This window comes from Caballeronia sp. M23-90, assembly GCF_053574605.1.
Genome location: NZ_JBSIPA010000050.1, coordinates 1 through 23,340 on the forward strand (window position 1 = coordinate 1; position 23,340 = coordinate 23,340).

At 60.4% G+C, this 23,340-nt stretch carries 19 protein-coding genes and 1 pseudogene; 9 read left to right on the forward strand and 11 right to left on the reverse strand.

What is annotated here, in order from left to right:
- Positions 1-275 (forward strand): formyltransferase family protein (locus ACRXB1_RS07980; protein ID WP_449491702.1); only part of this gene is annotated, 275 nt, incomplete at its 5' end.
- Positions 272-592, forward strand: a complete 321-nt coding sequence (locus ACRXB1_RS07985; protein WP_449491703.1) for a hypothetical protein — start codon at positions 272-274, stop codon at positions 590-592. The genes ACRXB1_RS07980 and ACRXB1_RS07985, both read left to right, overlap by 4 nt.
- 38 nt (positions 593-630) lie before the next feature.
- Here the strand turns inward: ACRXB1_RS07985 and ACRXB1_RS07990 are convergent, their stop codons facing one another.
- The 4 genes from ACRXB1_RS07990 to ACRXB1_RS08005 all read right to left on the reverse strand — a co-directional run bounded on the left by ACRXB1_RS07990 (position 631) and on the right by ACRXB1_RS08005 (position 6,862).
- Positions 631-1,800: a zinc-dependent alcohol dehydrogenase gene (locus ACRXB1_RS07990; protein WP_174362370.1), complete on the reverse strand. Its 1,170-nt coding sequence runs from the start codon at positions 1,798-1,800 to the stop codon at positions 631-633.
- A gap of 131 nt (positions 1,801-1,931) precedes the next feature.
- Complete coding sequence (locus tag ACRXB1_RS07995; RefSeq protein WP_075357445.1) at positions 1,932-3,239, reverse strand: NRAMP family divalent metal transporter; 1,308 nt, start codon at positions 3,237-3,239, stop codon at positions 1,932-1,934.
- A gap of 57 nt (positions 3,240-3,296) precedes the next feature.
- Positions 3,297-5,687 carry an HAD-IC family P-type ATPase gene (locus tag ACRXB1_RS08000; protein ID WP_449491704.1) on the reverse strand — a complete coding sequence of 797 codons (2,391 nt, stop codon included), beginning with the start codon at positions 5,685-5,687 and terminating at the stop codon, positions 3,297-3,299.
- A 227-nt stretch (positions 5,688-5,914) separates the two neighbouring features.
- Positions 5,915-6,862 (reverse strand): LysR family transcriptional regulator, encoded by a 948-nt coding sequence (locus tag ACRXB1_RS08005; RefSeq protein ID WP_449491705.1) that lies wholly within the window; start codon positions 6,860-6,862, stop codon positions 5,915-5,917.
- Between the two features lie 96 nt (positions 6,863-6,958).
- On the opposite strand from ACRXB1_RS08005, the gene ACRXB1_RS08010 reads away from it, so the two are divergent.
- Entirely contained in the window at positions 6,959-8,242 is a 1,284-nt protein-coding gene (locus tag ACRXB1_RS08010; RefSeq protein ID WP_449491706.1) for an MFS transporter, read from the forward strand.
- 38 nt (positions 8,243-8,280) lie between these two features.
- Here ACRXB1_RS08010 and ACRXB1_RS08015 read toward each other — a convergent pair whose 3' ends face one another.
- A complete protein-coding gene (locus ACRXB1_RS08015) occupies positions 8,281-9,174 on the reverse strand; it encodes an alpha/beta fold hydrolase (protein ID WP_449491707.1) in 894 nt (297 codons plus the stop codon).
- A gap of 264 nt (positions 9,175-9,438) precedes the next feature.
- Positions 9,439-9,786, reverse strand: coding sequence for a DUF4148 domain-containing protein (locus tag ACRXB1_RS08020; RefSeq protein ID WP_256701004.1), 348 nt, complete (start codon positions 9,784-9,786; stop codon positions 9,439-9,441).
- Positions 9,787-9,965: 179 nt separating this feature from the next.
- Between ACRXB1_RS08020 and ACRXB1_RS08025 the strand changes: the two genes are divergently transcribed.
- From ACRXB1_RS08025 to ACRXB1_RS08050, 6 genes are all read left to right on the forward strand, one after another.
- Positions 9,966-10,226: a hypothetical protein gene (locus tag ACRXB1_RS08025; RefSeq protein WP_062001705.1), complete on the forward strand. Its 261-nt coding sequence runs from the start codon at positions 9,966-9,968 to the stop codon at positions 10,224-10,226.
- 592 nt (positions 10,227-10,818) lie between these two features.
- Positions 10,819-12,141, forward strand: coding sequence for a TolC family protein (locus tag ACRXB1_RS08030; protein ID WP_449491708.1), 1,323 nt, complete (start codon positions 10,819-10,821; stop codon positions 12,139-12,141).
- Between the two features lie 8 nt (positions 12,142-12,149).
- On the forward strand, positions 12,150-13,622 hold the full coding sequence (locus ACRXB1_RS08035; RefSeq protein ID WP_449491709.1) for an efflux RND transporter periplasmic adaptor subunit: 1,473 nt from the start codon (positions 12,150-12,152) through the stop codon (positions 13,620-13,622).
- 74 nt (positions 13,623-13,696) lie between these two features.
- A complete protein-coding gene (locus ACRXB1_RS08040) occupies positions 13,697-16,936 on the forward strand; it encodes an efflux RND transporter permease subunit (RefSeq protein ID WP_449491710.1) in 3,240 nt (1,079 codons plus the stop codon).
- Positions 16,933-17,616 (forward strand): heavy metal response regulator transcription factor IrlR, encoded by a 684-nt coding sequence (gene irlR, locus ACRXB1_RS08045; RefSeq protein WP_062001708.1) that lies wholly within the window; start codon positions 16,933-16,935, stop codon positions 17,614-17,616. The genes ACRXB1_RS08040 and irlR overlap by 4 nt, the downstream gene beginning before the upstream one ends.
- A complete protein-coding gene (locus ACRXB1_RS08050; RefSeq protein ID WP_449491711.1) occupies positions 17,613-19,052 on the forward strand; it encodes a heavy metal sensor histidine kinase in 1,440 nt (479 codons plus the stop codon). The genes irlR and ACRXB1_RS08050 overlap by 4 nt, the downstream gene beginning before the upstream one ends.
- A 48-nt stretch (positions 19,053-19,100) precedes the next feature.
- Here the strand turns inward: ACRXB1_RS08050 and ACRXB1_RS08055 are convergent, their stop codons facing one another.
- From ACRXB1_RS08055 to ACRXB1_RS08075, 5 genes and pseudogenes are all read right to left on the reverse strand, one after another.
- Positions 19,101-19,628 (reverse strand): MgtC/SapB family protein, encoded by a 528-nt coding sequence (locus ACRXB1_RS08055; RefSeq protein WP_449491712.1) that lies wholly within the window; start codon positions 19,626-19,628, stop codon positions 19,101-19,103.
- A gap of 223 nt (positions 19,629-19,851) precedes the next feature.
- Entirely contained in the window at positions 19,852-20,247 is a 396-nt protein-coding gene (locus ACRXB1_RS08060; protein ID WP_449491713.1) for a zinc ribbon domain-containing protein, read from the reverse strand.
- A gap of 53 nt (positions 20,248-20,300) precedes the next feature.
- A complete protein-coding gene (locus ACRXB1_RS08065) occupies positions 20,301-22,469 on the reverse strand; it encodes a heavy metal translocating P-type ATPase (protein WP_449491714.1) in 2,169 nt (722 codons plus the stop codon).
- Positions 22,470-22,771: 302 nt separating this feature from the next.
- Positions 22,772-23,155 (reverse strand): cupin domain-containing protein, encoded by a 384-nt coding sequence (locus ACRXB1_RS08070; protein WP_449491715.1) that lies wholly within the window; start codon positions 23,153-23,155, stop codon positions 22,772-22,774.
- Positions 23,156-23,158: 3 nt separating this feature from the next.
- Positions 23,159-23,340, reverse strand: a pseudogene (locus ACRXB1_RS08075) (LysE family translocator); the annotation flags it as partial.

Consider the following 23,340-nt stretch of genomic DNA (forward strand, 5'->3'; position numbering starts at 1 on the left):
TCACTCATGCGCGCGTAAGCGACGAGGCGTTGGCGCGCTCACGCCTGGGCGGTGTGGGTTATCACCCTTCGCTGCTGCCTCGTCACCGCGGCATTGCGGCGGTCGAGTGGACCATCCTGGAAGGCGACCCGATCGCCGGTGGCTCCATTTACCATCTCTCGCACGGCTGGGATGCGGGCGCGATTGCCGCGCAGGACTGGTGCTTCGTCAAGAAGGGCGAAACCGCACGGGAACTCTGGGAGCGCGCCAACGCCTCGTCGCTTACGCGCGCATGAGTGTGCGCGGCGATGATCAGACCAGTGTCTTCGGGAATGGCGCTGCCGTCGATGAACTTCGGATTCTCGTGGATGAAGGTCGGCAAGTTGGCCGCCCGGGCAGCCACGGCGAGGCGGTCGTCGGCGGCGGGCGCCACCACGCCGGCGATCTCGATTCCATCGGCCAGAAACGCTTCCAGCACCAAGGCGCCGAAATACCGCGATCCTACGATCGTGCATTTCATCAAGCTGTCTCCTATCCAACAGGGTTGATTGTGCGCGTGCAGCCGGCCAGGGCCGGCGCCGCTTTATTGAATCGAGCCCACATTGTCATATGAACAGCCGTCCGAATCCACACGGGGTGGCTTGCCTGCCCTCAGGGTTTGAGGACGACCTTGATGCACCCGTCTTCCTTGTCGCGGAACGTCTTGTACATCGCAGGACCGTCTTCCAGCGAAACCGTGTGGGTAATGACGAAAGACGGATCGATCTGGCCTTCCTGAATGCGGTTCAGCAAATCGTCCGTCCAGCGTTTCACATGAGTCTGGCCCATCTTCCAGGTCAGTCCCTTGTTCATCGATGCACCGAACGGGATCTTGTCGATCAGGCCGCCATACACCCCTGGCACGGAGAGGATGCCTGCCGGACGGCACACGTAGATCATTTCGCGCAGCACGTGCGGACGGTCAGACTCCAGCATCACGGCCTGCTTGACGCGGTCGTAGACGGCATCGACAGAACGGGTTGCATGCGATTCCATGCCGACCGCATCGATACACTTTTCCGGGCCCTTGCCATTGGTCAGTTCCTTTAACCGGTCGAGGACGCTTTCTTCGTCGAAGTTGATGGTGATTGCGCCGCCAGCCTTCGCCATGGCAAGGCGTTCGGGCACCCGGTCGATCACGACGACCTGCTTTGCGCCCAGCAGCACGGCGCTGCGTATCGCCATCTGGCCGACCGGGCCCGCGCCCCAGATTGCGACTGTGTCGTCAGGCTGGATGTCGCAATTGACCGCCGCTTGCCAGCCAGTCGGAAAGATATCGCCCAAAAACAGGACTTGTTCGTCGGTCAGGCCGTCCGGAATCTTGACGTGGGTGGTGTCGGCCATGGGCACGCGGACGTACTCAGCCTGGCCGCCCGCATAACCGCCGGTCAGGTGCGAGTAGCCGAACAGCCCCGCCGTGGTGTGGCCGAACACCTTGTCGGCCTTGTCCTTGTTACGGTTGCTGCGTTCGCAAACCGAAAAATTGCCGCGTTTGCACTGGTCGCAATCGCCACAGAAGATGGTGAAGGGAACCACGACCCGGTCGCCAACCTTGAGCGCCTTGTTGTCCTTGCCTACTTCGACCACTTCGCCCATGAACTCGTGGCCCATGATGTCGCCGCTTTCCATCGTCGGCATGAAGCCGTCGAACAGATGCAGGTCGGAGCCGCAGATCGCGCAAGTCGACACCTTGATGATCGCGTCGCGCCCCTCTTCCATGACCGGATCGGGCACCGTGTCACATCGAATGTCGTGTTTTCCATGCCAGCGCAAGGCTCTCATTTGCAGCTCCTGAATGTTCGTTAGCCGGGATCCGTGAGCACCCTTCAGCCGTCTCACTGTCGGCCACGACAATTCAGCAATACCCATTCCAAGCGCACTAACGCGACTTCAGCGAGCCGCGCACACATTCGTCAAATCGACGTCACCACCATGGCGACCGAAATCACCAGCATGACGGCCGTCGCAATCCAGCCGAGCGCGCGCAGCCAGCCCCGAGCGGCGAATCTCCCCATGATGTCCGGGCGGCACGCGATTTTCATCATCACGAACATCACGGGCACCGCGACCACGCCATTGAGCACCGCGCTCCAGTAGAGCGCCTTGATTGGATTGACGGAAGTGAAATTGATGACCATGCCGATCAGCGTGGCAATCGCGATAGTCGCGTAAAACGCCTTCGCTTCCTGCATCTTGCGGGTGAAACCCACCGGCCAGTCGCGCGCCTCGCCGATCGCATAAGCCGCCGATCCGGCCAGCACCGGCACGGCCAGGAAGCCGGTCCCGATCAGCCCGACCGTGAAAAACAGCGCAGCGAACGGGCCGGCAATCGGCCGCAGCGCCTGGGCTGCCTGCGCGGAGGTTTCAATATCGACAATGCCGCCCGCGTGCAGCGTCGCCGCCGTGGTCGCGAGGATCGCCAGGGCGACCATGTTGGATAGCCCCATGCCGGCCATCGTATCGACTTCTATTCGATGCAGCGCCGCCGGACCCTGCTCGGGTGCATCGAAGAGATCCACGCGCCGTGGATGCACGCGCATGTCCTCGACTTCTTCGCCGGACTGCCAGAAAAACAGATAGGGGCTGATCGTGGTTCCGAACACGGCAACAACAGCAGTCAGATATGCCGATGTCCAGAGCGGACGCGGAATAAACAGGCTGCTTGCGAGCCGGGACCAGTCGACATGCGCCACGGCCAGCACGGCGAAATAAGCAAACAGGGAGAGCGTGAACCACTTGAGCACGGCCACGTAGCGTGTGTATTGCAGCAACAACTGCATGGCGACGCAGATCACTGAGAACAGCAGCACATACAGCCATTTGGGACCCGGCAGTAAAAGCGAGAGTGCATCGGCCATGGCGCCCAGATCGGCGCCCACGTTGACGATGTTCGCAATCAGCAGCAGCACGACGATCCATTGCAGCAGCCATGCCGGATAGTGCCGGCGCAGGACGCCCGCAATGCCGTGGCCGGTAGTGCGGCCGATGCGGGCGCTGATCATCTGGATGGCGACCATCAACGGATAGCTGAAGAGCAGCGTCCACGACAGCCCATAGCCGAAGGCCGCGCCCACCTGGCTATACGTGGCGATGCCGCTGGGGTCGTCGTCGGAGGCGCCTGTAATGAGGCCGGGACCCAGCACGCCCAGCAGATGCGGTTTGGTCGGGCCTATTACGGGATCGGGACCTTCTGCATCGTAATCCGGTAAGGGCTTGTTCATAATGGCCTGTTGCCTGGTTTTTCGTTTGTATCGAACGTTCGGCCCGCGCGTCTGAAGTCACGCCACCGTCATTCGATGAAACAAGACTTGTTTGACTGAATCGAGTACGAGGGCGAGCACCGCCGCGGCGCCCAGCAAGCCGAGAATGACGACGAGCGGCACGGCATCCATCAGAACGCCGTTGATTGCCAGGATGCTGATGAACGTCAGATCCACCATGGACGACAGGATCAGCCATTTCCCCGGCACCGAACTCCAAAGATGTTCCCGTTCCCGCGCGACATAAAAGACCGCCTGACCGCTGAATACGAGCGTCACGACTGCCACTGTGCGCAGCATGCCGGTGTCGAAGCCCAGTGCAAATTTCGCCGTCGCGAGGCATGCGACGCAGAACAGCAGATCCACGATTCCCAACACGATACCCGCGATGGTCAGGTTGCGGATGCGCCAGATGTTCGGGCGTGGCGAGGGGCGCACGTTATCGGTGGAAGACGACATGGCCAGGAAGTCGCCGGTCACCATCATCAGCACCATGAGCGCCGGTGTGAGGATCGCGTGACCCGTCAGAATCAGGCCGACGGCAAGGAACAGGACCTGCACGATCTTGTGGATGATCGAGCGCAGCGTGTAGGTCAGGATGCGCTGGAACGTGGTCCGGCCTTCCTTGACCAGCGCGACGATACCGCCAAGGCCCGCTTCCGTGAGCACGACGCCCGCGGCCGATTTCGCGACATCCGTGGCCGTCGATACCGCAATGCCCATCTGCGCCTGCCTTAACGCGGGCGCGTCGTTCGCGCCATCGCCGCACATCCCCACGATATGTCCGCGCTGCTGCAGTGACTTGACGAGCTGGTACTTGTCCTCCGGCAGCACGCCCGCGAAGACCGCGTAGCTTTGCGCATTCATGTCGGCGGGAATCGGGCTCTTGTCCCAGACAGCGCCCTTGATGCCAACCGATGCCGCCACTGTTTCCGCGGTCTTGCGCGCGTCGCCCGTCACCATGACCGTGCGCACGCCGAGCCCGTCGAGTTCGGTGACCAGCGCAGCGGAGTCGTCGCGGGGCGGATCGCTCAGGGCGATAAACCCGGCTATCGTCAGGGCACCGGATGTTCCCGCCGCGACGGCCAGTACGCGTAACCCCTTGGCCTCGAATTCATCCACGATTGGCGCAGCATTCGCGCTCGGCTGCGCAAGTGCCGCAATGGTCGGGAATGCGCCTTTCAGGACGCGTTGTTGCGCGCCGTCTGCACCGCGCACTGTGGCTTCGGAGCGTTTCAGGGCGGGATCGAAAGGGATGAACGTGATCAACGCCGGGATGTCCTTGACCGGCTGGCTTGCCGATGCGCGGCGGATGGCGGTATCGACGGGATCCCGGCCGCCGTCCGAACTCGCGGCCGCGGCCAGTGCCAGGACGTGGGCTTCGTCGTAGGGCGGCAGCGCGCGAACGTTGATCACCGCGAGTTCGTTGCGTGTCAGCGTGCCGGTCTTGTCGGAACAAAGGATGTCGATGCCGGCGGCTTCATCGACGGCTGAGAGGCTTGTCGGCAAGACGCCGCGGCTTGCGAGCGAGCGTGCGCCGACCGCGGCGGCGAGCGTGAACATGGAAGGCAACGCCACGGGAATCGACGATAAAAGCGCGACGAGCAGCAGCGGCACGACCTCGCCGATCGGCATGGAAACCGAAAAGGCATAGATGCCAAGAAGCAGGGTCACCGCGCCGTTGAACAACACCAGATTACGCACGACACGCAGGACCGTCTTCTGTTGCGAGCTTTCAACCTTGGCCGTGCGCACCAGCTCCGCCGTGCGGCCGAACTTCGTACGCTCGCCGGTTGCGATCACTTCCGCCACGGCTTCGCCGCGACGCACCAGCGCGCCGGCAAAGGCCAGCGATCCCGCGCCGGATTCGGTGGCGGCGGATTCGCCGGTGAGCATCGACTGGTCGAGCAGGACGGAGCCGGCGCTCAGCCGGACATCGGCGGCAACGACGGTGCCAAGCGACAGCTTGACGATATCGCCCGCCACTAGCGCAGCCGCCGGGACGGTGGTCCACTGGCCGTCGCGACGCACGGCCGCGATCAGCGCGAGACGTGACTTGAGGGCATCGACGGTGGCTTGCGCCTGACCTTCCTGGAAGAGCCCGAGCCCTGCGTTGAAGAGCAGCAACAACAGGACGATACCCGCGCCAACATAATCGCCCAGTCCCAGTTGCAGGACGATTGCCGCTTCGAGCATCCACGGAACCGGTGCCCATAATTTCCGGACCGCGCGCCATAGCGGGTGAGGCGTGATATCGGCGACGGCGTTCGCACCGTTTTGTGTGAGCCGCAGCGCGGCTTCGGCCGTGCTGAGGCCGGCGGCACCGGTTGTCTTGAGCTTCGGCGCACCCGCTTGCGGGACCGAAAGGGTGATGCTGTCATCGGCCGGGCCGGGCGAAGAGACGGTCAAGGGATGCTCCACGAGTCAGTCGCGCCCAGGGTCCTGCTCGAGCTTGCGGCGAGGTTCGATGGAACGGCGTGTCGCCGTTCTGTACAGTTGCCTGGCATGATTTTCCGATTCCAAGAGGAGGAGGTCGATCACGCGCTGGATCAAGCCCGGCGATGAACGAATGAGGACCATCCTTGAAGGTAGTCCACATCGCCACTCCCCGGTTGACCCAGGTCAACACACAGCCCTTACTGAGCGACCTGACCGGCCGGTTCCATTTCTTCGGCGAGCGGCGCGATGCCGCGTTCGGCAAGCACGTCGTCCAATGAAGAACGCAACAGGTCGATGGCCCGCATCAACCGGCCCGGAACGGAACCATGGACGAACCACACATCGACTCCGGTGCGGAAATCGGTGGTATCGATGATCTGCAGCGCCGCCCGGTGCGAACTCCTCTCCAGTATGTCCGGCGTGACAAGCCCGATACCCAGCCCGCGTGCAACAAGGGACAGTTGAAGTTCGGAGCCGAACGCTTCGACCGCGACGTTCAACGGCAGGCCGGCAGCTTGCAGCGCGCGCCTCAACACCGAGCGCATTCCGCAGCCATCCTGATTCAGCACCCATTCGTGGCGGCTCAACTCTGCGAGCGTTGCCGGCACATCAGGAAGCCCGAGGGAACGCGCCGCGACAATCACCGTCGGCACGAACGCGAGGCGTGCTGCGTGCAATGCCTCCGGCGGCGCGAAGCCGGGTGGCATCAATACGATTGCTGCATCGAGCGATCCGCGTTCGACGCCTTGCACGAGTGATGGCGACCAGCCCGCCGTGACACGCAGCGTCAGTCGCGCAAACATGCAGCGCAGACGGTCAACGGGCTTCTCCAGCGCCACTTCGCCGAGAAAGGGCGGCATCCCGATCCGCATTTCGCCGGACGGTTCGCTGTCGAGCGATGCAACCGACAACAAGTCGTCCACCGCGCGCAGCACGGTTCGCGCGAGCGCATACACCTCGTTGCCGGCAGCCGATGGCTTGAGCGGCTTGCTCTGACGCTCGAGCAGTTCCACGCCCAGCATGGTCTCGAGGTTTTGCACGCGCCGCGTCAAACCCGGCTGCGTGAGATGGAGCTTTTCCGCGGCACGAACCATCGAACCGCTTTCTACGACTGCGACAAACGCCTGCAAGTCCCGCGTGTTCACAATTAACTCGCATAATCATTATCAACATTTTTCAATTGTCGCATAATGTTCGCGTCGTTAGGATGCTTCTCTGATCCAGTCCAGAGAAAACATTCGATGCTTCCCACCGCAGAAACCACCCCCGTCGTCAGTAGGGTGCCGAAAGCCGACGCCACCCCTACGCTCACTGTCCCGCTGACCGTTTTCTTCGCGACCGCAGTCGGCGTGATGGTGATGAACCTGTTTGCCGCTCAAACGCTGACCGGCGCGATCGGCTTGAGCCTGCACCTTGCACCGCAGTTCGCCGGCCTCGCTGCCATGCTGCCGCAACTTGGCTACGCAATCGGACTGGTGCTGCTCGTGCCGCTATGCGATCTGCTGGAGAACCGTCGGCTTATTGTGTGGACGCTGGCTTGCGGGGCCGTCTTTCTCGCAATCGCGATGGTCGCCGACTCGCGCGTCTTGTTTCTCGTCGCTGTATTGCTGGCAGGCGTTGCGTCCAGCGCCATCCAGATGCTCGTCCCGATGGCCGCTTCAATGGCGCCGGAAATTCATCGCGGACGCGCGGTCGGCAATGTGATGAGCGGCTTGATGCTCGGGATCCTGTTGTCGCGTCCGGCCGCAAGCCTGATAGCGGGGACAGTCGGCTGGCGTGCTTTCTACGGTCTCGCCGCGCTTACTGATGCGCTGGTCGCCGTCGTGCTGTATCTGAAGCTTCCCGTGCGCACGCCTGGTAACCGGACATCGTATTCCGCTCTCCTGTATTCGCTTTGGACATTGGTGCGCACCGAGCCTGTGCTGCAACGCAATGCTGCATCGGCGGCACTGGTCATGGGTGCGTTCAGCGCGTTCTGGACCGCGATCGGCCTGCGGCTCGTTCAACCGCCGTTCGGCTTCGGCATGAATGGCATTGCGTTGTTTGCGCTCGCCGGTGCGGCAGGAGCGATCGTGACACCGCTCGCCGGCCGTGCGGGCGACCGGGGATGGAGCCGCAAGATGCTGCTGGCCGGCCATCTGACGATGCTCGTTGCGCTCCTGGTAATCGGCGTGGCCGGTGCCGGCTGGGGAGGCTTTTCGGCGCAGGCCCATCCGGTATTGGCTGTCGCGATGCTGGTCGTAGGCGCGGGCGCGCTCGATGCCGGTGTTGTCACCGACCAGACGCTCGGCCGGCGGGCAATCAACATGATGGACCCGACTGCGCGCGGGCGACTGAATGGCTTGTTCGTCGGGATATTCTTTGTCGGCGGCGCGCTCGGCGCCGCATTGTCAGGCGCTGCCTGGGCGCTGTCCGGATGGTCCGGCGTCTGTGCGGTTGGGTTCGTGTTCACCGCCTTCGCTTTCGTTTTGCGGGCCGCGGGGGAGAGGAGCAAACCGCGCTTTGCCGCTCAGCAGAAGCAGTGACGATAAACATCCGGATCCTGTTCCGCTTCATGCGCCGATCATCCCGCCCAGGCATTGACCTCAAGAATCGCGTCGGCGAACGCATCCGGCGCCTCTTGCGCAAGGTTGTGACCGGCATTCGGAACCACGCGGTTCTCATGACGGCCCGTGAACCGCTTCAAGCCGGCCTGACTGCCGCCTGGAGGACTGACGCCATCGGCATCGCCTTGCAGCGTGACGGCCGGCACCGTGATGGATGGCATGACCGCCAAGCGGCGCTCTATGTCGTCGAATTGCGGATCGCCGTCGACGAGTCCATACCGATGCCGGTACGAATGGATGACGACATCGACGAAATCCGGATTGTCGAATGCAGCGGCTGAACGCGCGTACGTGTCGTCGTTGAAATGCCAGGTCGGCGACCACAATGACCATAACAGCCGGCAGAACTCACGACGATTCTCGGTCAGTCCGGCCCGGCCGCGTTCGCCGTGGAAATAGTACTGGTACCAAAGCCGGTATTCCTTCTCTGGGCTTTCGGGCTGCGTAGCGGCAGCCAGATTCTGGATGTTGTAGCCGTTCACGGAGACCAGACCTCGCGCTCTTGCCGGGTAGAGCGCTGCCACGATGCACGACGCGCGGCCGCCCCAGTCGTATCCGCCGAGCACGGCTTGTTCGATCTGAAGTGCGTCGAGCAGCGCCAGCAGGTCCGCCCCGAGCGCTGCCTGCTGACCTGACCGAGGTGTCGTCGACGCAAGAAAGCGCGTCGGTCCGTAGCCCCGCAGATAGGGCGTCAGGACCCGGGCGCCCTGGGCCGTCAGGCGCGGTGTGACGTCGTCGTAGGCGTGGATATCGTATGGAAAGCCGTGCGACAGGATCACCGGCCATCCGTTGGGATCGCCTTGTTCTTCGTAAGCGATGTCAAGCAAACCGGTTGCAATGTTCTTGAGCATGACGCCGTCCTGAGGATGAATTGTTCCGGCCGGAGCGTGGCGGATTTCGCGTGAATGCGCCACGGAAGGATATCGATCGTGTGGCCCGCAAGCAATCCAGATTTATTCGGGGTTCGTGTTAGTTTAACTTTCGTGATGGAGATCCTTGGGCTTGTTAACGGAGGGCGGCCCCAGCTGAGACTACGCCGAAACGGCCTTGTCATGACGACCAACGCGAACGGAAGCGTAGCTACCGTTCGCGTTGACCCTTTTGCATGTTCCACGTCACTTCGCAGTGTCGTGAAGGTCCGCTTGCGCCGGCACTCGCTCACCCGGATGTTTTGTTACAGCATGGACGTCCTGATTGCGCGCAACGGTGGCCGCGCTGGGCGGATAGTCGTTCTTCGTAGTCGGAATGATGCCATCGTGCCGCGCTTGTACCAGTTCCTGCTGCACTTGCTGGCGAGTTTTTCCGCTTGGCGGCGTTTGAGCAAACGCAACCACTGACGCGCATGTCAAAACCAGAACTGCGGGAATATTTTTCGACGCTTTCATAATTTGGTTTCTCTCGATTAAGGACCGCCGATGTGGCGGCTTGGAGAGAAGTTTGTACGGCCGACGGTGCACGACCATGATCGCGCCATGATAATTTTGTCATATAGAAAAAACTTATAGACCATTCAATACAGTTCGGACTTCTAAATCCGGATGACAAAAAAATCATCTGGTCGTCATGTTCACATGGGAAGCAACGCCTCAGACTGGGATCAATCGAAGACCGCTTCGGTCCGCATTGTCTGGAGGTATTCCTCATGAAACCAGCTCTCATTCTGATCGCCGTTTTTGCGGTAACCCTTTCCTCGAATAGCTTCGCGGATGGTGGGCACGACTATCCGCCACGTATCCTCGACAGACCGAGTTATCCCGCGCAGACGCCCGATGCCGGCCGAACGGACCCCTCCACCGAAAAGCTGCCTTCACAAGCGATGCCTGACGATGCGCTTCAGGAAAAGGTCGATGGTGCTAGTGCCGATCCCTCTGTCAGCAAGTTGATTCACAGGGTCGGGCCTTGATACCAGGGGCCGAAACGCGTTCCCCGCCAAAGACTTCACACGCCCTGCACGATCGTTACTAGGTTGAGGCCACCGCCCGCGTCCAAGAAAATCGATCGGCCGCGGGCGTTTGGGGAATCGCGCGTCCGCACTTGCCGCGTCATGCGTTCATCAACTCGTTGCACTATTAATCAAAGGTGCTGATCGTGAAATCAATCAAGCCGAATCCGGACCGTAAAGACAGTGCTGCAGAGTCTGCGCGTCCATTGCAATCGATCCGCGCCTTGAGCGTCTCGATCGTCTTGGCCACGGTCGTCATGTTGACGGGTTGCTCGTCTTTCGATGCAGATGGTCACAAGAACAGCGCCTCGTCAGCGACCCCTGCAGTCAAAAAGCGCACGCCTCAACTGAGGCCGGACTATCCGTGTCAGAACCTGCACGTTCGCTTGCCGTCGTGTCCCCCGCGTTGAGTTTCGCGCGGAAATTATCGTTTAAAGAGACCACCCGGGGATCAATCACGAACATGACAAAAATCTCATGTTCATCTCATCTTGGCAGCGTAGCCGGTTCGTATGATGACCCCACATATTCAAGAGTTAATCGAGTAAAGAAAATGCGTATACGCCTTTTAGGAGTGGCCGTATCGGCCACGCTTGCCGGCACGGTCGCAGCACAAACCACGGCGACAGAAAGTTCTCCGCCGCTGCGCTTTGATGCAGTCACGCAAACCGCAGGTAACACGGTTCAGACAGTGCCGTTGACGCTGGACGAAGCGCAGCGTATCGCGCTCGACAATAATCCGCTGCTGCTAAGCGCTCGCTCGGAAGCAGACGCAACGGCAGGATCTTATATGCAGGCCGGTGCTCGCCCGAATCCGGAAGTGTCATTCCTGCAAGAGGGATTCAAGAGTGCCGAACGGACTTCGACAGGGCTCTTGAGCCAGCGCATCGAACTTGCGGGTCAACGGTCCTACCGCCTGGATGCTGCCTCATACGCGCGGCAGGGTGCTCTCGCATCACTCGATGGACGGGTCGCCATATTGCACGCCGATGTGAGCACAGCGTTTTACGGGGTGTTGTTCGCGCAAAAGACAGTCGAACTCGCCCGGGACTCGGCCGACATTGCAACCCGCTCGGCGCAATTGGTCCAGCGACGTGCAACAGCGGGCAAAGTCTCCCCGGTTGAAGCAACCCGGGCGCAGGTCGCGGCAACCGAAGCTCAAATTGCCCTGACAAGCGCGAACGCGTTCGTTTCGGCTACGCGAGTAAAGCTTGCGTCGACCATGGGAATCCCTGATTTGACGGATCGAGTCGTGACTGGGGACGCCGAAGCGCTGCAGGTGCCTATCGGCTTGTCGGCGCTGCAACAGAGGATCGAAGATTCGCCGGCGGCCCGTCGAGCATTCGCAGAGATAGGCCGTTCCAACGCGATCCTGTCCCTCGAGCGCGCGAGGCGCACGCCGGACATCACCGTGAGCGCCGGCATGAAACGCATCGTCGCAGGCGGGATATCAAGCAATCAGGCTGTGGTCGGTATCTCGATCCCGTTGCCCATTTTCGATACCAATAGAGGCGCGGTGATCGAGGCCAGGCATCGTGCGGATAAAGCCAGCTCGGATCGTGACGGGGCGCTCGCGCAAATGCGCATGGACATCGCTCAAGCCTACGCGAGCTATGACGCGGCGAGCTCAGAGGCGCGGCGCTTGAAGAGCGAAGTGCTCCCAGCCGCTCGGCAGGCGCTGGACGCCACGTCACGCGGATTCGACCTGGGCAAGTTCGGTTTCATAGATGTCCTCGATGCACAACGCACGCTCTTCCAGACACGATCGCAGTACCTCAAGGCCTTGATCGCGGCGCGACAGGCTTACGCCGACCTCGAGCGCCTCGTTGGAAATATCGAACTGGCATCGTCTTTACCCCCCTCTGCACAACCCTAAGGCACGTCATGGCAAGCAAAAAAAGTCTGGTTCTGGCTGCCGGCGGATCTGCCGTCGTAGTTGCATTCCTGTTGTTGTCAGCGAACTACTTCGGCGCGGACATCAACGGCACGAGCGCAGCGAATGCCGCTCCTGCGACCGACCCGTCCGCGGGTCCCCGGGGAGGCACAGTGCTGACAAGCGGGACACAGTCCATAGAGGTCGTGTTTGTGGAGCAGGGTGACGCCGTGCAGCTTGAGGTATATCCCCTTTCTCAAAGCAAACCTGTTGGTCCCGCCGGTGTTTCCATATCTGGCGTTATAAAGCGCTATGACGGCAGCCAGCAACTGGTCGATTTGGTTGCATCCGGACAAAAATTTGTTTTGCCCGGACCGATTGCGAAGCCTCATGTATTCGACGTCTTGTTGAATGTCCGTGCCGCCGGCGCGAATGCGAGCTATGAGGTGTCTCGCGCAGACGGTGCAATTCGATTGTCGCCGGACCAGTTGAAGGCGTCCGGCATCGCGATGAAAAACTCAGGGCCGGCGTCGGTCGCCAGTTCGTTTGTTCTCCCGGGCGAAATCAGATTCAACGAAGATGCCACCGCGCATATCGTGCCTCGCGTCGCCGGAATCGTTGAGAAGGTCTCCGTGTCATTGGGTCAGCGTGTCGAGAAAGGCCAGGTGCTGGCGCTCATCGCGAGCACTGACCTTGCAGATCGCCGCAGCGAATTGCTGACAGCCGAGCGCAGGCTATGGGCCGCACAGGCCACGTATGCGCGGGAAAAAACGTTGTGGCTGGAAAAAATATCGGCTGAGCAGGACTATCTGCTGGCCGAGACACAGTTGCGCGAAGCGGAGATCGCGACTGCGAGTGCTCGCCAGAAGTTACTGGCACTCAATGCTTCTGCTGCCACTGGCGCGCTGAGTCGCTATGAATTGCGGGCGCCATTTACGGGCACGATCGTTGAAAAGCACGTCACTGTTGGCGAAGCGGTTGCGGCTGACGCGAATGTATTGGTCCTGTCCGACCTCAACACGGTATGGGCCGAGATGGCTGTGCCCGCACAACGGCTGAACGATGTCCAGGTGGGCCGGGAAACCACCATCAGTGCGGCGGCGTTCGAGTCAAAAGCCTCGGGGAAAATCGCGTATGTCGGGTCGCTGCTTGGTGAGCAGACCCGAACCGCACCCGCGCGGGTCGTGCTCGCCAATCCAGACGGATCATGGCGCCCCGGCATGTTCGTGAATGTCTCGGTAACTGCAGGTTCAAAGGACGCGCCTGTTGCAGTCGCCACCGACGCGTTGCAGGACATCGACGGCAAGCCTGCGATCTTCGTTCAGACCTCGAAAGGATTCGTGGCGCAAGGCGTCGAACTGGGCCGCCGTGACGACCGTTTTGTCGAAATCACCAAGGGGCTGAAGGTGGGTCAGCAGTATGCCGCTGCGAACAGCTTCGTTTTAAAAGCCGAACTTGAAAAAGGCAGTGCCGAAGGGCATTGAGCCAATTCCCGCCTCACGGTCATCGACCCCGACAACACCTTGACGGCTCACGGCCTTCGGGAAGGACACGTACCATGTTTGAGCGTTTGATTCGTTTTGCCATCGTGCACCGCTGGCTGGTGATGATCGCGGTTTTTGGCGCCGCGGCACTCGGCGTCTACAGTTATCAAAAGCTGCCGATCGATGCGGTCCCGGACATTACCAACGTCCAGGTCCAGATCAATACGGCCGCACCCGGTTATTCACCGCTCGAATCCGAACAGCGGATTACGTTTCCGGTCGAGACGGCCATGGCCGGTCTTCCCAATCTCCAGCAGACGCGCTCGATTTCCCGCTATGGACTGTCGCAAGTCACCGTCATCTTCAAGGAAGGCACCGACATCTATTTCGCGCGGCAACTGGTGAATGAGCGGATGCAGGAGGCAAAAGACAAGCTCCCGCCCGGCGCGACACCTGCTATGGGTCCCACCTCGACCGGCCTCGGCGAAATCTATCTCTGGACTGTCGAAGCAGATGCAAACGCGCGCAAGCCCGATGGAACCGCGTACACACCAACGGACCTGCGGGAATTGCAGGACTGGGTGATCAAGCCGCAACTTCGCAATGTGGCCGGCGTCACCGAGGTCAATTCGATTGGCGGCTTCGTCAAGGAATTCAGAGTCGCTCCCAACCCGACCAAGCTGATGTCATACGGTCTCTCGCTTGGCGACGTGGTTCGCGCGCTGGAGCGCAACAATGCGAACGTGGGCGCCGGCTACATCGAAAAGCGAGGGGAACAATACCTTGTCCGTGTGCCGGGACAGACCAAGTCGATCGACGACATCGCCAACGTCATACTGACCAACGTGGGCGGCGTGCCGGTGCGTATCAAGGACGTCGGCCAGGTCGAAATTGGCCGCGAGCTGAGAACCGGCGCCGCAACGGCCAATGGCGAGGAAGTGGTCCTCGGCACGGTGTTCATGCTGATGGGGGAAAACAGCCGGAAGGTTGCAAAAGCAGTCGCGAAGAAGATGGAGGACGTCAATCGCTCGCTGCCTGCCGGAGTTCGTGCCATCACTGTCTACGATCGTACCGTCCTGGTCGAGAAAGCGGTCTCTACAGTCAAAAAGAACCTGTTTGAAGGCGCATTGCTGGTGATCGCGGTCCTGTTCCTGTTCCTCGGCAACATTCGGGCGGCGATCATCACGGCAGCCGTGATTCCGCTTTCGATGCTGATCACGTTCACAGGCATGGTGAACGGCAAGATCAGTGCAAACCTGATGAGTCTGGGTGCACTCGATTTCGGCATCATCGTCGACGGTGCGGTCGTGATCGTCGAGAATTGCATTCGACGGTTATCGCACGCGCAAACCAAAGCGGGCCGGCCACTCTCGCCTGAAGAACGATTCGCAGAGGTGTTCGCTGCCTCTCAGGAGGCGCGCCGGCCTCTGATCTTCGGCCAGTTGATCATCATGGTGGTCTACCTGCCAATCCTTGCCCTCACAGGTGTGGAGGGGAAGATGTTCCACCCGATGGCGATCACGGTCGTCATCGCTTTGGCGGCCGCCATGGTGTTGTCGGTGACGTTTATTCCGGCTGCGGTGGCGCTGTTCATCGGCCGCCGCGTCGCCGAGAAGGAAAGCCGCGTGATGGGCTGGGCCAAACGTGCATACGAGCCGGCGCTGCACGCATTCCTCGCGCGTCCCAAGCGGGTGTTGGGGGGAGCGGTCGTCATCGTCATGTTGACCTTGTTGCTCACGATGCGGCTTGGAAGCGAATTCATTCCCAGTCTGAACGAAGGCGACATGGCTCTTGCAGCGGTGCGCATCCCGAGTACCAGCTTGACTCAATCCGTCACGATGCAGAAAGCGGTCGAGAAGACGCTCAAGGAACGCTTCCCGGAGATCGAGCGCGTGTTTGCAAGAACCGGGACCGCGGAGATTGCCGCCGACCCGATGCCGCCGAACGTCTCCGACGGGTACATCATGTTGAAGCCGGCGGATCAATGGCCAGATCCGAAAAAATCGCGTGAGGCGCTGCTCGCGGAAATGCAAGAGGTGGTCGAGACGCTCCCTGGCAATAACTTCGAGTTCTCGCAGCCGATCCAGCTCAGGTTCAACGAGCTGATCTCGGGCGTGCGAAGCGACGTCGCGGTAAAGATATTCGGCGATGACATGGCCGTGTTGAACGCCACCGCCTCGAAAACTGCGGCGATATTGCAGAAAGTGCCCGGTGCGTCCGAGGTGAAGGTCGAGCAGACCACGGGCCTCCCTGTGCTGACCGTCACCCTCGATCGCGAAAAGCTCGCGCGCTACGGCGTGAACATTGCCGATGTTCAGGACACGGTCGCAGCCGCAGTCGGCGGACAGACGGCCGGAACATTGTTTCAAGGTGACCGGCGTTTTGACATTGTCGTCAGGCTTCCTGATGACCTGCGTACGGATATTGAAGCGATCAAGCGATTGCCGATCGCCTTGCCAACCACCGCGATCGGTTCGGGTGCAGGCGCGAGCGCAGTACCTGTACAAGCCCCGTATGTACCGCTTGCAGAGCTGGCTGACATCGACGTCTCGCCCGGACCGAACCAGATCAGCCGCGAGGATGGCAAGCGCCGGATCGTCATCAGCGCAAATGTCCGCGGACGGGATGTGGGATCATTCGTGGCTGAGGCGCAAGAGAAGTTGCAGCAGGGCGTTCAGATTCCCTCAGGCTACTGGGTCTCCTGGGGCGGCCAGTTCGAGCAGTTGCAAACGGCCACCGCACGGTTGAAGCTCGTGGTCCCGGTTGCGCTGTTGCTTGTTTTCTTGCTGCTCTTCATGATGTTTGATAACGTCAAAGACGGCCTGCTGGTATTCACCGGGATTCCGTTTGCATTGAGCGGTGGCGTGCTGTCGCTATGGATGCGCGGTATTCCGTTATCCATTTCCGCAGCGGTCGGGTTTATTGCACTGTCCGGTGTGGCCGTTCTGAACGGATTGGTGATGATTGCATTTATTCGTAGTTTGCGCGAAGAAGGACGAGACCTCGACACCGCGGTGACAGAGGGTGCGTTCACCCGGCTTCGACCGGTTCTGATGACCGCACTGGTGGCTTCGCTTGGTTTCCTGCCCATGGCTTTCGCCACAGGGACCGGGTCCGAAGTTCAGCGGCCGCTTGCGACTGTTGTGATCGGCGGCATTATCTCGTCTACCGCATTGACTTTGCTGGTGCTGCCTGTGTTGTATCGGGCGTGTCATTCCACGTCTTTCCGGGGGGCGGCAATCAACCTGCTTCGTCCGCTGGTTCCAGCGCGGTTGCGTCGCCGGTTTGGTCAGTCGGCTGGGGAAAGCATATGAGAATCCTGATCGTAGAGGACGAGGCCAAGACGGGAATCTACCTTCGCAAGGGCCTGAATGAAACGGGGTTCGTCGCGGACTGGGTGGCCGACGGCGTGAGCGGTCTGCATCAGGCCCAAACGGAAGACTACGACCTGATCATCCTGGACGTAATGCTTCCGGGGCAGGACGGGTGGTCCATTCTCCAAGAATTGCGGAAGACGCGTCTCACGCCGGTATTGTTTCTGACGGCGCGTGATGATGTGGGCGATCGAGTGAAAGGGCTGGAGCTGGGAGCGGACGACTATCTTGCGAAGCCGTTCGACTTTGTCGAACTGGTGGCGCGAGTGCGATCCATTTTGCGCCGTGGGCAAAGTCGCGACTCGTCCACATTGAAAGTGGCGGACCTGGAACTTGACGTGACCCGCCGAAAAGCGACGCGGCACGGCAAGACGATTCTGTTGACGGCGAAAGAGTTTGCGTTGCTTTGGCTGTTGATGCGGCGCCAGGGCGAGATCCTGCCGCGCTCCACCATTGCGTCGCAAGTCTGGGACATGAATTTCAATAGCGACACAAACGTGGTGGACGCCGTGATCCGCCGGGTGAGAGCCAAAGTCGACGACGACGTCGAGCCAAAGCTGATTCACACGGTTCGTGGCATGGGCTATGTCCTTGAAGAGCGAGCGCGGCCGTCCGAATGATGACAAGTCTGCTGCCTCGAACACTGCGTGCTCGCCTGACAATACTTTTTGCAGTCTCGACGTCGATGCTTCTGGCTGTCAGCGGGCTGTTGCTTTACCAGGCACTGAAGACCAACATCGCCTCGATGTCCGAACAGGAAATGACGACGACATTGACGGCAGCGCGCTCGCACCTGAGTGAAATCAGGACCATCGAGGAGGTTGCGTCAGAAGGCGCTCCACTGGCCGCGCCCCTTCACGGTCACCAGAATGTGGATCTGGCGCTCTACGACATGCAGGGGCGAAGACTCACAGGTACCAGTGGATTTCGCGCGAACAGCGCGGTTCTTGGTGCGAAACCCGGCGTTGCGCCCAAAGCCATTTCCATCCCGGGGACCACCCTCAGGTATCTCGTTGCGCTCGTGCCCCTGGACGGCGTGCAAGGCCCGGTCGTGCGCGTAGCGGTCCAGTACGACGGAAGAAGTGAGCGCGCGCTTTTAAAAGCGTATGCGCTCAGTGTGCTATTAGTGGTGGTGGTCGGCACCCTGGTTACGGCCGCAGTCGCTTACATGATCGCTTTCATCGGCCTTCGTCCGCTTGCCCGGCTGACGGCAAAAGCCGAAGCGGTTTCGAGTAGCCGGCTGGTGCAGCCGTTGGCCGAGGCAGGCATGGCGGGAGAGCTCAAGGAACTGAGTCAGGCGTTCAACCGCATGCTCGCAAGGCTCGATGATTCCTTTGGCCGTCTCAACCGCTTTTCGTCCGATCTTGCACACGACATGCGGACGCCCTTGACCAATTTGCTGGCGGAAGCGCAGGTTGCCTTGACGCAGCCTCGTAGCGGCGACGAATATCGTATGGTCATTGAATCGAGCGTTGACGAGTGCCAGCGGCTGTCGCGCATGATCGATGACATGCTGTTCCTTGCCCGTTGCGACAATTCGCAGAAAAAGCTTGTCTTCGTCCGGATCGATGGCCGCAGGGAAGCGGATCGCATCGCGGGCTTCTATGAGATTTCGGCCGAGGATGCCGGCGTCAACATCGATGTGACCGGGGAAGTGCAGTTTCCTGGAGACCCACTGCTCGTTCAGCGGGCTATCAGTAATCTGGTCTCCAACGCAGTTGCTCATGCGCCCCACGGCACGGCGGTAGAGATACGCTGCGAGGCTCGCGGAACGTCCAGCGAAGTCAGTGTCACCGACTTTGGCCGGGGCATTGGCGCCGAGCACATGGATCGTATCTTCGATCGTTTTTATCGGGTCGATCCATCCCGGCATGGCTCCGCGACGGGGACCGGACTTGGGCTTGCCATTGTGCGTTCAATCATGCAGGAGCACGGAGGCGAATGCACTGTCACCAGTGTCCCGAACGTTCGGACAACGTTCAGGCTCATCTTCCCGAACAGCAGTGCCGTCTGGTCGGGTGAAACATCACCGACAGTGCGCGGTGAGTTTCGGTGAACACCAGGATGCATTGATACGGTTACTTCGATCCGCGAGGACCAACTTTTAGACTCGCCCCTGCGGAACGTCAGCAGGCTGCCTTGGTCTTCGGTTTGCTCCTGGAGGAATTTTGCGAAACAGTCTTGCGCCAGCGAGAATCGCTATTGCAATCGCGACGCTCAGCGTTGCCGTGGCTTCCCGGCCAAGCCCGACAGCCACGCCGACTCCCGCGCTTAACCAGATGCTTGCAGCAGTCGTCAGGCCACGTATACGATCATCTAGTGGTTTCAGTATGGCCCCGGCGCCGAGGAAGCCCACGCCAGACACGAGACCCTGGATGACGCGGCTCATATTGTCCTGAGAGAAACCTGCCTGCAGCGGAACCACAACAAACAACGCGCACCCGACGGCAACAAGCATATGAGTGCGCATGCCAGCGTCGCTTCCAGCCGACTCACGCTCATAGCCTATGATGCCGCCGAGCATCAGCGCCATGCCGAGCCGCATGACAACCTGTGTGATAGTGAATGCGTCACCGAGGTCGTGGAACTCTTGTTGTATTGTCGATGCCGCTTCTTGAAGCCAGAGATTCACCGGAGTCCTTTGTTTTTTTGCCGTGCTGCATGGTGGAATCTGCAGACCGGACGCCTGAGAAAACTCTTTAATTAGACGGTTTTTAGACCGCGGAATCGGCGGGAGCTTCTTGGCTTTAGACTGAATGAATCACAGCATGGCGCCGAGGCGGGATGCGCAGCTTGCAAGTCCAGCCTCAAGTTCATGCGTCGACAATGAGGCCCTCTGTCCAGCGTAGCGGGACTCACGTAGCTTGCGCGCCGCATCCGCTACAAAACTTCGCGCCGGCAGCTACTGCAATCCCGCATTGTGAACAGGCAGCAGGTGCCATTGAAGCCCCGCATTGCGAACAAAACTTCGCATCCGCCAGATTTGCGGTGTTGCATTTCGGACAAGCGACGCTTGGCGCGTTACCCCGGCCCCATCCCTGTCCCGGATCAGGTTCGTTCCGAACGCTGTCGGCCGGAGCCCGAGGGGCCTCCCGATACTCCGGACGGTTCCCTCCATCTGTTCCCCATCCCTGACCAGAGTCGTGGTGGCCGTCGCGATTGCGGCCGTGACCTCCACCGTGGCCTCCGCCATGCCCACCCCCGCCGTGACCAGCGCGATAACCGCTCAATAGCTTGTCCAGAAGTCCCATATCGTGCTCCGTTTTCAGTTGTTTGCATCTCGCGTGCAGAAATTACCCGCGAGTCATTTGCGCAGCAGGCGTAATCCGTTGCTGACAACCAGCAGGCTTGCGCCGACGTCAGCAAATACCGCCATCCACATCGTTCCCATTCCCATCAGCGTCAATGTGAGGAAAACCGCTTTGACGCCAAGCGCAAGCGTGATGTTCTGCACAAGGATGCTATGAGTCGCTTTCGACAAACGCACGAAGGCAGGGATCTTGCGAAGGTCATCGTCCATGAGCGCGACGTCGGCCGTTTCGATCGCCGTGTCGGTTCCCATGGCGCCCATTGCAAAGCCGATGTCGGCGCGCGCAAGAGCAGGCGCGTCATTGATGCCGTCGCCGACCATCCCGACCACCGATCCGTCCGCGGACAGATCGACAATCGCCTTGAGCTTGTCTTCAGGCAACTGATTTCCGCGCGCTTCATCGATCCCGACCTGCTGTGCGATCGTGTTCGCGGTGTACGGGTTGTCGCCCGTCAGCATGGCGGTGCGGATGCCGAGCGCGTGCAGGTCTTCGACCGCTTCCCGGCTGCTTTCTTTCACCGTATCGGCGACTGCGAACAGAATGAGCACATGGGTCGGACTGCTCAACATGACAACGGTCTTGCCTTGTCGTTCCAGCGACTCCAGGGTTGCCTCGAGTGAAAGCGAGCATAGTCCGAGCTCTTCAACGAGCCGGTGATTACCAAGCGTATAACTTTTTCCCTCCACCACGCCACGCACTCCGCGTCCGGGAATCGCCTCGAAACTGTCGACCGGCATGCGAATGAACCGGGCGGTATCTCCTGCCTTGGCAATCGACAGCGAGACCGGGTGATCTGACCGGCCGGCGAGACTGGATGCAATCCGCCTGCATTGTTCGAGATCGGCTTGGTCATCGAGCATTTGGACGTCGGTCTGGACAGGCTTGCCGTGGGTGATGGTTCCGGTCTTGTCGAGTGCGAGCCACGTCAGCTTCCTGCCTTCTTCAAGATAAACGCCGCCCTTGACCAGAATGCCCTTGCGCGCCGCTGCGGCGAGGCCGCTCACGATCGTGACGGGGGTCGAGATGACGAGCGCGCACGGACACGCGATCACGAGCAATACAAGCGCCTTGTAAATCCAGTCTTGCCAGCTACCGCCGGAAATAAGCGGTGGCACGATTGCTATGGCGAGCGCGACCGCAAACACAATGGGCGTATAGATGCGCGCGAATTGATCGACAAAGCGTTGAGTCGGCGCTTTCGCACCCTGGGCTTCTTCCACTGCATGGATGATTCGCGCAAGGGTCGTATTGCCGGCGATCGCGGTGACCCGGAACTCGAACGAGCCCGCTTCGTTGATGGTCCCCGCAAATACGGAGTCACCCTCGGTCTTGTCGACAGGCAAGCTTTCGCCGGTGATCGGGGCTTGATTGACGGTTGACCGCCCGGATACAACCGTGCCATCCAGACCAATACGTTCGCCGGGCTTGATCCGAACGATCGCGCCTATGACGACCGCCTTGGCATCGATGTCCTCCCAGGTGCCGTCCGGCTGGCGCACCGTCGCTTTGGCCGGCGTGAGTTGCATCAAACCCTGTATGGCGTTGCGCGCGCGATCGAGCGCTTTCGCCTCGATGAGTTCGGCAACGGTGAAGAGCACCATCACCATCGCGGCCTCGGGCCATTGTCTGAGCACGAGCGCGCCGGTGACGGCGATGCTCATCAGCGCGTTGATGTTCAGGTTGCCGTTGGAGAGGGCGACCCAGCCCTTTTTATACGTGGTCAACCCGCAGGCAACGACAGCAAGAATTGCCAGGGCCGCGGATAACCACATCGACGCACCCAGCCAGCCCACCGCTTCTGAGCCGATGGCAGCAACCCCGGCCAGCGCGAGAGGCCACCATGGTTTGCTGGTTGCGGCCACCGCGGTGTCGAGCCGGCCAGTCGAGTTCGGCAATTCAGGAATGAATCCGAGCGACCGGATCGCGTCCGCAATGGACTCGAGTGCGTCCGGGGCATGTTCGACCGTGATGACGCGCTGAATGAGATTGAACTCCATGCCTTCGACGGATTTCATTGTTCCGAGCTTCTTTCGAATCAATGCTTCTTCAGTCGGACAATCCATCTGCTTGATACGGATCGGAGTACGAACGTTCTTGCCGGCTTGCTGCGGACTGTCGAGCTTTTGCGTCGGGCGATCGGGCTTGAAACTTGTATCGGACATGGTGACTTCCTTGCTGGAATCGTGCATCCAGTAGACACCCTGCAGCTCCTATAAGGTCAAGTCAATCTTGGCGATAAGTGTGATATTTGGTGCGATCGTAAAAACAGCCCGGTGCATAGGCGAGTCGATCTTGGCCAACCGCGCGGAGGTTTTCAAAGCATTACGCTATGGAAAATAAGGAAAGCGAATCAATGGAACTTATCGGAGTGATTCGTGTAATGGGAAGAGATGATGAAGCATTGAATCAAAAGCGATGGTTTTGACGGCGACAGCCACGCGCCAGGCGTGGCAGTCGTGATCGATCAGGAAAGCTGCTGAGCGAGCGTCTTTGTAAGCGGCGTATCCACGTTACCCGTGTGCAACGTCGTGACCGGCTCGATCAAGACGATCCAGCACTCCTCTTGCGCCACCGGGTTGTGCAGCACGCCACGCGGCACGACATGCATGCTGCCTTGCGCCAGCGGCACCACACGCCCGTTCTCGTACTCCATGCGCAGGTTGCCACGCACGATATAAAACAACTCGTCCTCGCCCTCGTGGCTATGCGATGCCAGTTCGCCACGCACTTTCGCCACCTTGACGTATTGATCGTTGACCTGGGCCACGACCTTCGGCGACCAGAAGTCCTGAATTGCGTCGAAGGCGGACATCAGGTCGAAGGATTCGGCAAACAACATCGTGTTCATTTTTCATCTCCACATTGGAATGATCGATACCGCTAGCAAAAGGGCCATCGACCCGTTCAGAAGCCGCCATTGTCGCGGCGTCTTCAACAAGCGTGCAAACATCACGCCGGCGGCGCACCAGATAGACAAGGACACGCACGCGGCCAACGCGAAGGCGCCTCCGAGCAGCGCCGCGAGGTGCAGCA